This is a genomic window from Kitasatospora sp. NPDC008115 (genome assembly GCF_042957205.1).
GTDB lineage: Bacteria > Actinomycetota > Actinomycetes > Streptomycetales > Streptomycetaceae > Kitasatospora.
The window spans coordinates 232,598-246,219 of record NZ_JBIBHU010000010.1 but is presented as its reverse complement, the minus strand read 5'-3'; the positions used below and the strand labels follow the sequence as shown (position 1 = coordinate 246,219).

The following is a 13,622-nucleotide window of genomic DNA, read 5'->3' as shown; positions in this document are numbered from 1 at the left end:
GCCGTTCGCTGTGCTCCGGCGGTGCGGTGCCGTTCGCTGTGCTCCGGCGGTGCGGTGCCGTTCGCTGTGCTCCGGCGGTGCGGTGCCGTTCGCTGTGCTCCGGCGGTGCGGTGCCGTTCGCTGTGCTCCGGCGGTGCGGTGCCGTTCGCTGCGCTCCGGCCATATCCGGCTGTCTGCCTAGGCGACACACCACTCAGGCCGCACCAATCCGACCGCGCCACCACGGCCACGCCATCCCGACCGCACGACCCTGGCCCTGCCCACCCCACCCCACCCCACCGCCCGGCTGTCGCCCGGCGGGCTTGCTCCTCGCGTACGCGCCTCAACGCCGCACATCCCCGCCGGCGACTCACCTGGGTGCTCGATGGCGCTTTGCCCCACTGGCACCTCCGGCCCATTCACCGGGGCGTGCAGCCCTACTGCGCGCGGGCGCGTGGGAGGCCCGCGCCTCCGCCCGGTTCAGGACCCGTCCGCGCGGCGCGGGCGCGGGTGGGTCTCGTACATCCGGACGGCCACGACCGCGCCCGCGACGGCCGTCAGCCCCGCAACCGCCCAGATCGCGGTGGTCACGCCGTAAGCGTCCGCGAGAGCCCCGGCGAGAAGGGCGCCGACGGCGAAGCCGCCGTCCCTCCACAGCCGGTAGACGCCGACGGCGCGGGCGCGCCAGGCCGGGTGGGCGACGTCGCCGATCACGGCCAGCAGGGTCGGGTAGACCAGTGCGGTCCCGGCGCCGAGCAGGACCTGGGCGAGTGCCCACACCGGGAACGTGGTGCCGGCGGCCACCAAACCGATCGCGACGGCTTGCAGGAGCATGCCCGCCGTGATCAGGTGCTTGCGGCCGATCCGGTCCGACCACCACCCGGCCAGGATCTGGCCCAGCCCCCAGACCGCCGGATACAGGGCCGCGAGCAGCCCGATCCGGCCGACCGACAGGCCGTGGGCCGCGAACAGCAGCGGGAAGATCCCCCAGGCGAGGGCGTCGTTGAGGTTGTTGACCATGCCCGCCCAGCTGGCCGAGGACAGGGCCCGGTCGGTGAGGCTGGTGGTGCGGGCGACCTGCCCGGTGGTCAGCTCGCCGTGGTGGTCGGGATTGGCCGGGACGGTCGGGTGGAGGGCGGCCTCGGCGCGGGCGTGTTCCCGGGTCTCGCGCACGGCGAGCACGGACAGGCCCAGGCCGAGGGCGGCGTACGCGATGCCGAGCAGGAACGGCTGCGGGCGCAGCCCCCAGTGGGCGGCGATGGCGCCGGTGCCCAGCGCGGTGGCGGCGACGGCGAGGTAGCCGGCGGCCTCGTTGAAGCCCATGGCGAGGCCCCGGCGGGCGGGGCCGACCAGATCGATCTTCATGATGACGGTGGTCGACCAGGTCAGCCCCTGGTTGACGCCGAGCAGGACGTTCGCGAACACCACCCAGCCCCAGGTCGGCGCCCAGATCAGCAGCAGCGGCACCGGAAGGGCGAGCAGCCAGCCGGCCACCAGGACCGGCTTGCGGCCGTAGCGGTCGGAGAGCGCGCCGGCGAAGAAGTTGGTGGCGGCCTTGGTCGCGCCGAACGCCACGATGTAGGTCAGCGCGGCCGTGTAGGCGGAGAGGTGGAAGGTGCGGTCGGCGAGCAGCGGCAGGACGGTGCGTTCCTGGCCGAGCATGCCGCCGACCAGGGCGTTGACCGCGACCAGCAGGGTGAACTGGGCGAGGTTGGCGCGGAGCCCGAGCCGGACCCCGGGCCGGACCACGGGCCGGTGGGCGGTGGCGGTGTCGGACGCGGTGGCGGTCACGTGCCGTCCTCCAGAATGGGCGGGATCCGGGCGATTCAGGGGTGGGGAACGGGTGACAGGCTCACCCGACTACTCCTACAATATTCCATGGATTTATGGAGGATGCCATGGGAGATCCCACACGCAAGGCCGCGCTGTTCGACGCGCTGGCCACCGCCGGCAAGGCGCTGTCCAACGGCAAGCGCCTGGAACTGCTGGACCTGCTCGCCCAGGGCGAGCGCAGTGTCGACGCCCTCGCCAGGGCCGCCGGGCTCGGGCTGACCACCGCCTCCGCCCACCTGCAGACCCTCAAGCAGGCCGGGCTGGTGGCCACCCGCCGTGACGGGGTGCGCATCCACTACCGCCTCGCCGGGGACGACGTCGCCGCCCTGTACGCACAGCTCCAGCAGGTCGCGCTGGCCCACCTGGCGGCGACCGGGCAGGCCCGCGCCGCCTACCTCGGGCCGCAGGACACCGACCACCTCACCCGCGAGGAGCTGCTGGCGCGGGTGAAGGCCGGGACCGCCACCGTCGTCGACGTGCGGCCGGCCGAGGAGTACGCGGCCGGGCACATCCCGGGCGCGCTCTCCGTCCCGCTCGACCAGTTGGAGGCGCGGCTCGCGGAGCTGCCCGCCGGGGCGGAGGTCGTCGCGTACTGCCGGGGCGCCAACTGCGTGCTCGCCCATGACGCCGTCCGGCTGCTGGCGGCGCGCGGGCGGAGTGCGAAGCGGCTCGCCGACGGGATGCTCGAATGGCGGCTGGCCGCCCTCCCGGTCGAGGCGGGCGCCGCATGACCGCCACCCCCGCGCCCGGAGCCCCTGTGCCCGCCGCGCCCGCCCCCGCCCCCGCCCCCGCCCCCGCGCCCGGAGCCGGCACGGTCGTCGTGGACGGTACCGGCATGCTCTGCGTCACCCTGCTGCTGCACCTGCGCAAGCGCATCGCCGGCCACCCCGCCGGGACGACGGTGCACATCGTCAGCACCGACCCGGCGGCGCCGCTCGACCTGCCCGCCTGGTGCCACCTCACCGGCCACGCGTACCTCGGCCCGGTGCCCGACCCCGAGGGGCGCGACGTCTACGCGCTGCGGCTCGCGGCGGATCCGGTGCCGACCCGGCCCGACGCCCCCTGGCATCCGGTCACGGACTGAGGCCGGAGCCCCGGCCGCGGCCGACTCGGCGGCACGCACATTGGTGCATGTTGATTCATGTTCGATATTGTTTGGTCATGTGGTTGAAGGGAAGTCCCATGAGAGGGAGCACGTCATGCCCGCGACGGTGACCGACCCGGCCGGGCCGGCCGGAACGACGACGACCAGGACCGTCACCGAACTCGCCGACGGCCGAGAGCTGATCTACTACGACCGGGGCGCGCCGCCCGCGGGTCGGACGGTCGCCGACCAACGGCCGCTGGACGCCGCCGAGCCCTCCTCCGAGGTCCGGCTCGACCCGCTGACCGGTGCCTGGGTGACCGTCGCCGCCCACCGGCAGGCACGCACCTACCACCCGCCGGCCGACGAGTGCCCGCTCTGCCCCAGCCGCGACGGCCGGCTCAGCGAGATCCCGGCGGCCGACTACCAGGTGGCCGTCTTCGAGAACCGCTTCCCCTCCCTCGCGGGCGAGCCCGGCACCCACCCCGTGGCGCCCTCCGCCGACGGGCGACTGCTCAGCCGCCGCCCCGGCGTCGGCCGGTGCGAGGTGGTCTGCTTCACCGCCGACCACGACGCCTCCTTCGCCGACCTGGACGAGGACCGCGCCCGCCTGGTGCTCGACGCCTGGACCGACCGCACCGCCGCGCTCTCCGCCCGGCCCGGCGTCCAGCAGGTGTACTGCTTCGAGAACCGCGGCACCGAGATCGGCGTGACCCTCGCCCACCCGCACGGCCAGATCTACGCGCTGCCCTTCACCACTCCGCGCACCGCCCGGATGCTCGACCAGGCGGCCCGCCACCGCGCCGCCACCGGCCGGAACCTCTTCGAGGACCTGCTCGCCGCCGAGCGGGCCTCCTCGCGCGTCGTCGTCGCCGGGGAGCACTGGACCGCCTTCGTGCCCTTCGCCGCCCGCTGGCCCTACGAGGTCCACCTCCACCCGCACCGCCGCGTCCCCGACCTCACGCACCTCCACGAGGCCGAGCGCGCCGAGTTCGCCCGGATCTACCTCGACCTGCTGCGCCGGTTCGACAACCTCTTCACCGACCCTGCCGAGGGCGGGCGCCGCGTGCGCGCGCCCTACATCGCCGCGTGGCACCAGGCGCCGACCGGCCAGGGGGCCGAATTCGCCCTCCACCTGGAGCTGTTCACCGTCCGGCGGACGGCCGACAAGCTCAAGTACCTGGCCGGCACGGAGTCCGGGATGGAGGCGTTCATGAACGACGTCGCCCCGGAGGACGCCGCCCGGCGCCTGCGCGAGGCGGCGCCCGCCACCGAGGCCGCCACCACGCCCGACACCACGCCCACCACCAGGCCCGCCGCCGCGCCCGCAGCGGCCGTGGACACCACCACGCCCACCGACGGAGGACCGCAGGGATGACCACCACCGGCACCGCTCCCGCCAGCACCTTCGAAGAGCTCTACGGCCACGCCCCCGAGGGCGTCTGGGCGGCCCCCGGCCGGGTCAACCTGATCGGCGAACACACCGACTACAACGACGGGTTCGTGCTGCCGATCGCCATCCCGCAGGCCGTGCGCGCCTACGTCCGCCGCCGCGACGACGGGGTGCTGCGGCTGGCCTCCACCCGGGTGCCCGGCCCGGCCGTCGAGCTGGACGTCGCCGGGCTCGCCCCGGGCGGGGTGGCGGGCTGGGCGGCGTACCCCGCCGCCGTCGTCTGGACGCTGCGCCGGGCCGGGCGCGGGGTGGGCGGCGCCGATGTGCTGCTCGACAGCGACGTGCCCGGCGGCGCGGGCCTCTCCTCCTCCGCCGCGCTGGAGTGCGCCGTCGCCGCCGCCTACAACGACCTGTACGAACTCAAGCTGGAAGCGGGCGAGTTGGCGTTGATCGCGCAGCGCGCCGAGAACGAGTTCGTCGGCGTGCCCTGCGGCATCATGGACCAGATGGCCTCGATGGTCTGCCGCGCCGGGGCCGCCCTGTACCTGGACACGCGCGACCTCTCCGCCCGGCACGTGCCGCTCGACCTGGCGGGGGCCGGTCTCACCCTGCTGGTGCTCGACACCCGGGTGCAGCACGACCTCGCCGACGGTGCCTACGCCGCGCTGCGGGCCGGCTGCGAGCGGGCCGCCGGCCTGCTCGGGCTGTCCGCCCTGCGCGACCTCGCGCCCGCGGACCTGCCCGCCGCCTTCGCCCGACTGCCCGCGGAACTGGTCCCGTTGGTGCGGCACGTGGTGACCGAGAACGACCGGGTCGAGCGGGCGCTGGACGAGCTGGAGCGCCACGGGCCCGCCGCGCTCGGCCCGATCCTCACCGCCGGCCACGCCTCGCTGCGCGACGACTACCGGACCTCCTGCCCGGAGACCGACCTCGCGGCCGAGGCCGCCGTCGCCGCCGGGGCGCTCGGCGCGCGGATGACCGGGGGCGGCTTCGGCGGCTCGGTGATCGCGCTGACGGAGACGGCGAAGGCGCAGGCGGTGGCCGACGCGGTGGCCGGCGCCTTCGCGAAGGCCGGGTACGCCGAGCCGCACGTCTACCGGGCGGTCCCGTCGGCGGGGGCCCGCCGGGAGGCCTGAGGCACCCCGGGCGCCGACCCCGAAGCCCCCGCTCTCGTCGGAGCGACGAGAGCGGGGGAGGGGGCCGCGGGCGGGGGAGCGGACAGCCGGCGGCTCAACCGCTCTTCGCGGTGCGGATGGTGAGTGCCGAGGCCAGCGCGCCGACCAGGGCGAGGGCGGCGGCGCCCAGGAAGGCGGCGGAGAAGCCGTCGGTCAGCGCGGCCGGGTCGCCGAGTTCGCGGGAGCCGTTGGCGGCGGCCACGGCGGTCATCGCGGCCAGGCCGAGCGCGGAGCCGATCTGGTAGCTGGTGTTGACGATGCCCGAGGCCAGGCCGCCCTCGGCCGGGTTCGGCACGGCGAGCGCGGTGCCGAGGGAGGGGATGAAGGCGAGCGACATCCCGGCGGCGGCGAGCAGCGAGGCGGGCAGCACGTCCACGGCGAAGCTGCCGTCGGGGCGCGCGAAGGAGAGCCAGAGCATGCCGCCGGCGAGGGCGAGCAGACCGGTGACGATCAGCGGCTTGGGGCCGAAGCGGGCGATCAGCCGGGGCGCCAGCACGATCATCATCAGCATGATGGCGGCGGTCATCGGCAGCAGCGCGGCACCGGAGGCGAAGGCCTTGAGGCCGAGCACCTGCTGGAGGTAGAGGTTCAGGAAGAACCACATCGGGATCCAGGCGGCGGCCATCAGCAGCTGGGCGAGGTTGGCACCGGCCAGGTCGGGGCTGCGCCAGATGCCGAGGCGCATCAGCGGCTCGCGCCGCTTGGCCTGGAGGGCGACGAAGGCGAGGACCAGCAGCACGCCGACCGCCAGCACCAGCCAGGTGCCCGCCGAGCCCCAGCCGGTCTCCGGGGCGCGGACGATGGCGTAGACGGAGACGGCCAGGCCGGCGGTGACGGTGAGCGCGCCGAGCCAGTCCACCGAGCCGCGGCGGGCGGGGGCGGCGGGCATCACGCCGGGGGAGGCGAGCAGGACGCCGAGGGCGACCGGGATGTTGACGTAGAAGACCCACTCCCAGCTGAGGTACTGGGTGATGACGCCGCCGAGGAACACGCCGGCGGTGCCGCCGGCCGGGGCCGCCGCGCCGTAGAGGGCGAGCGCCTTGCCGAGCTCCTGCGGGCGGGTGCCGAACAGGCTGATCAGCAGGGTGAGCGCGGCCGGGGCGATCAGCGCGGAGCCGGCGCCCTGGACGGCGCGGCCGGTGAGTTCGAGGCCCGGGTTGCCGGCGAGGCCGGCGAGCAGCGAGCCGGCGGCGAGGACGGCCCAGCCGGTGGCGAACAGGCGCTTGGCGCCGAACAGGTCGGAGAGCCGGCCGCCGAGCAGCAGCAGTCCGCCGAAGGCCACGACGTAGGCGTTGAAGACCCAGGACAGGCCCTCCTGGCTGAAGCCGAGCGCGGACTGCATCTCGGGCAGGGCGACCCCGATGATCGAGGTGTCCATGATCACCATGAACTGGGCGAGGGCGATGAGCCCGAGCGCCGTCCAGCGGCGGGGCGAGGGGGCCGCGGGCGGCGCGGCCGGTGCCGCGGACGCGGCGGTGGTGTCGGACATGACCACGTTCTCCTGTACCGGGTGGGGGTATCTCTTCGAGGCGTGGGAAACATACCCCCAGGGGGTATCAAATCGCAAGGGTGGTCCCGCCGGACCCGGGTTCGGGCGGGCCTGGTCCGACCCGCCGGGAGCCCGCGAGGGTGGAGGCATGACCAACGCGAACGACAAGAACGTGAACGTGAACGTGGACGCGAACGAGCGCGACTTCGACGGCCGGACGGTGCTGATCACCGGCGGGACCAGCGGCATGGGCCTCGCCACCGCGCGGCTGCTGCTGGAACGTGGCGCAAGCGTCGTGATCACCGGCCGCGACGACGCCCGGCTGCGCCGCGCCGAATCCGAACTCGGGGGCGGCGAGCGCCTGTTGGCCGTCCGCGCCGACTCCGCCAGGCCCGCCGACCTGGCCCGGCTGGCCGCCCGGGTGGGGGAGCGCCACGGCCGCCTCGACGGCGTGTTCGCCAACGCCGGCGTCGGCGTCTTCGAGACCCCGGACGAGGTGACTGAGGAGAGCTTCGACCGCACCGTGGACGTCAACTTCAAGGGCGTGTTCTTCACCGTCCAGCACGCCCTGCCCCTGCTGGAGAAGTCCGCCGGCGGCGCGTCGATCGTCCTCAACGCCTCCTGGACGCTGCACCGCGGCCTGCCCAACGCCCCCGTGTACGCGGCGACCAAGGCGGCCGTGCACAACCTCGCCCGCACCCTCGGCAGCGGGCTCGCCGGGCGCGGCATCCGGATCAACTCGGTCAGCCCCGGCTACATCGTCACCGAGATGTTCCACGAGGTGATCACCGAACCGGCCCAGCAGGAGGCCGTACGCGCCGCGGTGCCGCTCGGGCGGCTGGGCGAGGCGGCGGACGTCGCCGAGACGGTGGCCTTCCTGCTCTCCCCGCGCGCCTCCTACATCACCGGCCAGGACCTCGTGGTCGACGGCGGCGTGGTGGCCGTCGCCAACGGCTGGTGAGCGCCACCCCCGCAGCCTGGTCCTGGCAGGGCCAGGCTGCGGCGGCGCCGATCGCCGACAATGGCCGTATGAGCACCAGCAGCCACGCCCACGCGGCCGGCGCGGCCGGCGGCCTCGCCGACTTCCTGCGGACCCGGCGCTCCCGGCTCCACCCCGAGGACGTCGGCCTGCCGGACCTCGGCGGCCGCCGCCGGGTCTCCGGCCTGCGCCGCGAGGAGCTCGCCCAGCTCGCCGGCGTCAGCGTCGACTACTACACCCGGCTCGAACAGGGCCGGGTCGGCAACCCCTCGGACTCCGTGCTCGACGCGGTCGCCCGCGCGCTGCGCCTCGACCCCGAGGAGGTCGGCCACCTGCACCGCCTCGCCCGCCTGCGCCCGGACCGCGCCCGCGCCGGCCGCGGCGCCGGCGGCCGTCCCCTGGGCCCGCAGAAGGTCCGCCCGACGCTGGCCCGGCTGCTGGCGGCGATGCCCGACGTGCCCGCCGTCGTGATGGGCCGGCGGATGGACGTCCTCGCCTGGAACCGCGCCGCCGTCTCGCTGCTCGGCGACTACGGCGCGCTCGCCCCGGCCGAGCGCAACATCGCCCGGATCACCTACCTCGACCCGGCCTCGCGCACCCTCTACGACGACTGGGTCGGCTGCGCGCGCGAGAACGCCGCCTTCCTCCGCCTGGAGGCCGGCCGCCGCCCCGACGACCCCCGGCTCGCCGAGCTGATCGGCGAACTCTCGGTGCGCAGCCCGGAGTTCCGCCAGTGGTGGGCGGAGCACCCGGTGCGCGACAAGACCTCGGGGCGCAAGGTGTTCCACCACCCGCTGGCCGGCCGGATGGAACTGGTCTACGAGACGCTCCGCTCCGCCGACGACCCGGACCAGGCGCTGGTCACCTACGCCCCCGACGCCGGCAGCCCCTCCGAGGACGCCCTGCGGATGCTGCTCGCCTGGGACGCCGACCGGACCGGCCCGGGCCGCTCCGCCGCAGGTGGCGGGTCGGTTACCGTCGGGCACTGACGCACCGCAAAGTACGGTCTTCTGTATGGGAGTTCGCGCGCCTACGGTGATCCGTACCCCGTCGGACGACTCGGAGCACCCATGGCCATCCTCAAGACCTATGCCCGGCTCTGGGCCGACGGCATGGACCACTCGCTCCCGCTGCTGCGCACCCTCACCGGGGCCGAGCCCGACCTGCTGTTCCGCTTCCACGAGATCCAGCTCGCTGCCATCGGCGACTTCCTGGTGATCGCCGGACCGCCCGCCGAGCGCGCCAAGTACGCGCACGCCTCGGCGACCGTCGTGGTCTCCGACCTCGACGAGGTGAGCGAGGCCCTGGAGGCCGCGGGCGCCGTCGTCACCACGCCCGAGACCGCCGCGCCGACCGGCCGCTTCCTCTACGCCCGGCACGCCGACGGCGCGGAGGTCGAGTACGTCGAATGGGTCCCCGAACTGGTCCGCCGCATCGTGCACCGCGAGCCGTAGCACCGCGAGCCGTGCCCCGCCCGGCGGCCCGGGACCATGGTCCCGGTGGGTTCACCCGTCCGGCCCTGGCGGGCCCGCAAGGCCGTGACGTGGGATGGAAGTGAACGGGGTCCCGGGGGTCCGTAAGCGGCCCCGCCGGCACGAAGGGCAGGAGCAGAACATGAAGGCCGCCGTCGTCCACGACTTCACCCAGCCGCTCGTGATCGAGGAGCGCCCGGTGCCCGAGCCCGCCCCGCACCAGGTACGGGTGCGGATCGAGGCCTCCGGACTCTGCCACACCGACATCCACGCCGCGCACGGCGACTGGCCGGTCAAGCCCGAGCCGCCGTTCGTGCCCGGCCACGAGGGCGTCGGCATCGTCGAGGCGGCGGGCGCCGAGGTCCGGCACGTCCGGGTCGGCGAGCGGGTGGCCATCGCGTGGCTCGCCGACGCCTGCGGGCGCTGCGACCACTGCGTCTCCGGCTGGGAGACCCTCTGCACCCGCCAGCACAACAGCGGCTACTCCGTCGACGGCGCCTACGCCGAGTACGCCCTCGCCCACGGCGACTACGTCGTCCCGGTCCCCGACGGCATCGATCCGCTCGACGCAGCCCCGCTCTCCTGCGCCGGCGTCACCACCTACAAGGCCCTCAAGGTCTCCGGCGCCGGTCCCGGCACCCGCGTGCTGATCTCCGGCATCGGCGGCCTCGGCCACCTCGCCCTCCAGTACGCCCGGATCGCCGGCGCCGAGACCATCGCCGTCGATGTCACCGACGACAAGCTCGCGCTGGCCCGCGAACTCGGCGCCGACCACGTCCTCGACGCCCGGGTCCACGACGTCGCCGCCGAGGTCCACAAGCTCGGCGGCGCCCACGCCGCCATCGCGCTCGCCGTCAGCAACGCCTCCTTCCAGGCCGCCTACGCCGCGCTGCGCCGCGGCGGCAGCCTCGTCCTGGTCGCGCTCCCCGCCGAGGGCAAGCTCGAACTCCCGGTCTTCGACACCGTCCTCAACGGCACCAAGGTGATGGGCTCCATCGTCGGCACCCGCGAGGACCTCGCCGAGGTCTTCCGGCTCCACGCCCTCGGCCGCACCCGCGTCATCCGTGAGACCCGCCACCTGGAGGACGTCAACACCTGCTTCGACGAGGTCCTCACCGGCAAGGTCTCCGCCCGTCTGGTCTTCGACCTGCGCTGACCGGGGAGCACGCCTCCGCCCGCGACACCACGACATATCAGGAAGCGCTCGGCCCCGACCGGATCCCTCCGGCCGGGGCCGGGCGCTTCGCCGTTCGGCACGCCCTTTGAGCTGCTCCGTTCAAGCCGCTGAGGGATTCCCCCGTGATCGCGGAAACGGATTGCCAGGGCGCGGTCGAACACACTAGCGTTCGACCGCGCACCGATCGTGGATGTGAGGGACTGTCGGTAGACAGATGATCTGAGTGTGCGTCAAATCTGACCTTTTCCCCTTCGTTTGCGCCGCCCGCTTGCGAGGCATCCGGCGTTCGGCCACGGCGAGGGGGGAATCTGCTGCGAAGGCGAACTGACACATATGCGTGAATCCCGTCCCCCCGGATGGCTGGGGGGCCCACTGGCCAGGGGTCTGGCAACGCTGTGCGCGGCCGGTCTCGTCCTGGCCGCTCCCACGACCGCGTTCGCGGACACCCCGGCGGCGGCGAGCGGCTCCGGGCCGAACACCCCCAGCGCGCTGACCACCAGCCCTCAGCCCGTGAACCCCGCCGGCAACGCCTGCGGCGGTGGCACGCCCGGGTGGATCGGCCGGACGACGGCCCTGTCGGACGGCACCTCCGACGTCCGGCTGTCCGCCTTCGCCGACGGACAGCCCGCCACCGGCCTCCAGGTCGGCTTCCACCTGTGGGACACCACGGCCGGCGAGAGCCGGGACTCCTCCGCCGGCAGCTGGCCGACCTCCCAGGTCGTCCCCTCCGGCGGGGGCACCGGCCAGGCCTACGTCGGCCGCGCGCTGGCGGACGGTCACCAGTACGGCTGGAACGCCTGGTCCTTCGCCGGGGACGTGAAGAGCCCCGTGACGGCGGACTGCGCCTTCAACGTCGACCTCACCCCGCCGACCCAGGCGTCCATCGCGCCCTCCACGGTGTTCCCGCCGCTGGGCAGTGGCGCCAAGCCCACCGGCCACGCCGGTGACACCGGCGTCACCGTTCGCGTCACCAGCAGGGAAACGGTTCCGGGCGGCTGCGCCGGCGGCACCTGTGTCGCCGGCGGCGTCCGCGAGTTCCAGTACGCGCTCGACGACAACACGGCCGGCGGCACCAGCGTCCCGGCCTCCTTCGCGGCCGACGGCACCGCGTACGCCGATGTCCCGATCAGCGTCGGCGCCCTCGACTGGGGCAGCCACATGCTGTACGTGCGCGCCGTCGACACGGCCGGCAACTCCGAGCCCCAGGCGTCCACCTACTCCTTCTACGCGCCCGCCAGGGCGGCGGGACCGGCCGTGCCGGGCGACGTCGACCTCGACGGCGTGGCCGACTACCTGGCCCCGGCCGCCGACGGGTCGCTGACCCTGTTCCGCGGCGGCGCCGACGGCACGTTGGTGACGCCCGAGAAGGCGTCCCCGGCGAACCGCAGTCCCCGCCAGGACGACTGGAACAACTACCTGGTGGCCCACCGCGGCGCCGTCGTCGGGGGCGGCGACTCGCTGTTCGCGTACCACAAGAGCGAGAAGCAGCTCTTCGTCTACGCCAACGACGCGAACTTCACGGACGGCGTGCCGGGCCACTTCACCCAGAGCAGCACCCAGCTGGGCAACGGCGGCGGGTGCGGCAAGGGCCTCGACAACACCTGGAACCACGTCGCCCAGATGAAGGCCGTCCAGGTGGGCAGCGGGCGCACCGGCCTCGTCATGATCGAGCAGGGCCACCTGCGCTACTACCCCGCCGAGAACGCGTGCTACATCGGCGCGGGCGTCGAACTCGGCGTGGCCGGCGACGACTGGAGCGGCTTCACCCTGATGTCCCCGGGTGTGGTCAACGGCGTGCCGACGCTCTGGGTGCGGGACACCGTGACCGGGGCGGTCGCCGGCCTGCCGCTGCCGGTGGACGCTGTGGGCAAGCCCGTCACCGGCTTCACCCCGCTGGCGCTGCCCGCCCACAAGCGCCTGGAATGGTGGGGCAGCGGCGGGACCAGGTGCGTGGACATCGACCACGGCTGGACCGGCAACGGCACCGCCGCCCTGGTGTGGACCTGCTCCCAGCAGGGCGAGGCCGCCAACCAGCAGTTCACCTGGGGTGCGGACGGCTCGCTGCACGTCCTCGGCAAGTGCCTGGACGTCACCGGCGGCGCCACCGCCAACGAGTCGCCGGTCAACCTGTGGGACTGCAACGGCAGCCCGGCCCAGAAGTGGACCTACGGCCCCCACCCGCACACGCTGAAGAACCCGAACGCGGACAAGTGCCTCGACGCGGCTCTGGGCACCGATCCGGGCCGGCGTCTGATCATCTCGGACTGCGGCAAGAACGGGACCCAGGAGTGGACGTACCCTCCCGCCCAGGCCGTGCTCCCGCTCGGGCTCGCCGGGCCCGCCTTCCCGACCGTGGACGCGCCCGGTGACCTGAACGCCGACGGCTACCCCGACCTGGTCGCCACCGTCTCCGACGGCCGGCTCGTCCGGTTCGCGGGCACCGCCCCGGTGGGGAACCAGCCGAACTTCGCCGCGCCGCAGGACATCCCGCTGGACCGCTCCACCGGGTTCAGCGTCAACTCCGTCTACAACCCGGGCCGCTGCCTGGACAACTACGGCGCCCCCGCCGGCGGCAGCCTGCGCTTCTACGACTGCTGGGGCGGCACGACCCAGAAGTTCGCCTTCGGCGCCGACGGCACCCTGCGCAGCGGCGACCGCTGCGTGACCGTCCGGGACAACTCGACCGCCTGGGGCGCCCAGGCCGTCTTCGCCGACTGCCAGGCCACCGCAGGCCAGATCTGGAAGTACCGCGCCGACGGCACCTTCTACAACCCCGCCGCCGGCGCCTGCCTGGAGCTGCCCGGCTGGAACGACGCCAACGGCACCGTCCTCGGCATCTGGGGCTGCAACGGCAACCCCAACCAGCGCTGGACGCTCTCCCCGAACGCCGCCTGACGGCTCCCCCCTCAGGCCCGCGGGCCCGCGACGCACCACGCGTCGCGGGCCCGCGGCATTCGGCAACGGGAAACCGCGGCCCGGGGCGTCAACTCGCTGGCCGTCGACTTCTCGTCAGTCCTAGCATGTTGGACGGGGAACGAGGG

11 protein-coding genes are annotated in these 13,622 nt (G+C 74.4%); 9 read left to right on the top strand and 2 right to left on the bottom strand.

Going from position 1 to position 13,622, the window contains the following annotated elements; translation table 11 throughout:
• Positions 1-459: 459 nt before the first annotated feature.
• On the bottom strand, positions 460-1,770 hold the full coding sequence (locus ACFZBX_RS15665) for an MFS transporter (protein WP_391534300.1): 1,311 nt from the start codon (positions 1,768-1,770) through the stop codon (positions 460-462).
• Between the two features lie 107 nt (positions 1,771-1,877).
• Here ACFZBX_RS15665 and ACFZBX_RS15660 point away from each other — a divergent pair, with 107 nt between their 5' ends.
• The 4 genes from ACFZBX_RS15660 to galK all read left to right on the top strand — a co-directional run bounded on the left by ACFZBX_RS15660 (position 1,878) and on the right by galK (position 5,425).
• A complete protein-coding gene (locus tag ACFZBX_RS15660; protein WP_391534299.1) occupies positions 1,878-2,543 on the top strand; it encodes an ArsR/SmtB family transcription factor in 666 nt (221 codons plus the stop codon).
• The gene (locus ACFZBX_RS15655) at positions 2,540-2,896 is read left to right on the top strand and encodes a sulfurtransferase TusA family protein (protein ID WP_391534298.1); all 357 of its coding nucleotides are present in this window, start codon (positions 2,540-2,542) and stop codon (positions 2,894-2,896) included. The genes ACFZBX_RS15660 and ACFZBX_RS15655 overlap by 4 nt, the downstream gene beginning before the upstream one ends.
• Positions 2,897-3,011: 115 nt before the next feature.
• On the top strand, positions 3,012-4,274 hold the full coding sequence (galT, locus tag ACFZBX_RS15650) for a galactose-1-phosphate uridylyltransferase (protein WP_391534297.1): 1,263 nt from the start codon (positions 3,012-3,014) through the stop codon (positions 4,272-4,274).
• Complete coding sequence (galK, locus tag ACFZBX_RS15645; RefSeq protein ID WP_391534296.1) at positions 4,271-5,425, top strand: galactokinase; 1,155 nt, start codon at positions 4,271-4,273, stop codon at positions 5,423-5,425. The genes galT and galK overlap by 4 nt, the downstream gene beginning before the upstream one ends.
• Positions 5,426-5,519: 94 nt before the next feature.
• On the opposite strand, the gene ACFZBX_RS15640 is transcribed toward galK, so the two are convergent.
• A complete protein-coding gene (locus ACFZBX_RS15640; RefSeq protein WP_391534295.1) occupies positions 5,520-6,953 on the bottom strand; it encodes an MFS transporter in 1,434 nt (477 codons plus the stop codon).
• A 148-nt stretch (positions 6,954-7,101) separates the two neighbouring features.
• Here ACFZBX_RS15640 and ACFZBX_RS15635 point away from each other — a divergent pair, with 148 nt between their 5' ends.
• From ACFZBX_RS15635 to ACFZBX_RS15615, 5 genes are all read left to right on the top strand, one after another.
• Positions 7,102-7,914, top strand: a complete 813-nt coding sequence (locus ACFZBX_RS15635; protein WP_391534294.1) for an SDR family NAD(P)-dependent oxidoreductase — start codon at positions 7,102-7,104, stop codon at positions 7,912-7,914.
• Positions 7,915-7,982: 68 nt separating this feature from the next.
• Positions 7,983-8,921, top strand: coding sequence for a helix-turn-helix domain-containing protein (locus tag ACFZBX_RS15630; protein WP_391534293.1), 939 nt, complete (start codon positions 7,983-7,985; stop codon positions 8,919-8,921).
• A gap of 81 nt (positions 8,922-9,002) precedes the next feature.
• Positions 9,003-9,386 (top strand): VOC family protein, encoded by a 384-nt coding sequence (locus ACFZBX_RS15625; protein WP_380764290.1) that lies wholly within the window; start codon positions 9,003-9,005, stop codon positions 9,384-9,386.
• Positions 9,387-9,546: 160 nt separating this feature from the next.
• A complete protein-coding gene (adhP, locus tag ACFZBX_RS15620) occupies positions 9,547-10,560 on the top strand; it encodes an alcohol dehydrogenase AdhP (protein ID WP_391534292.1) in 1,014 nt (337 codons plus the stop codon).
• Positions 10,561-10,914: 354 nt separating this feature from the next.
• On the top strand, positions 10,915-13,476 hold the full coding sequence (locus ACFZBX_RS15615; protein WP_391534291.1) for a ricin-type beta-trefoil lectin domain protein: 2,562 nt from the start codon (positions 10,915-10,917) through the stop codon (positions 13,474-13,476).
• Positions 13,477-13,622 lie beyond the last annotated feature (146 nt).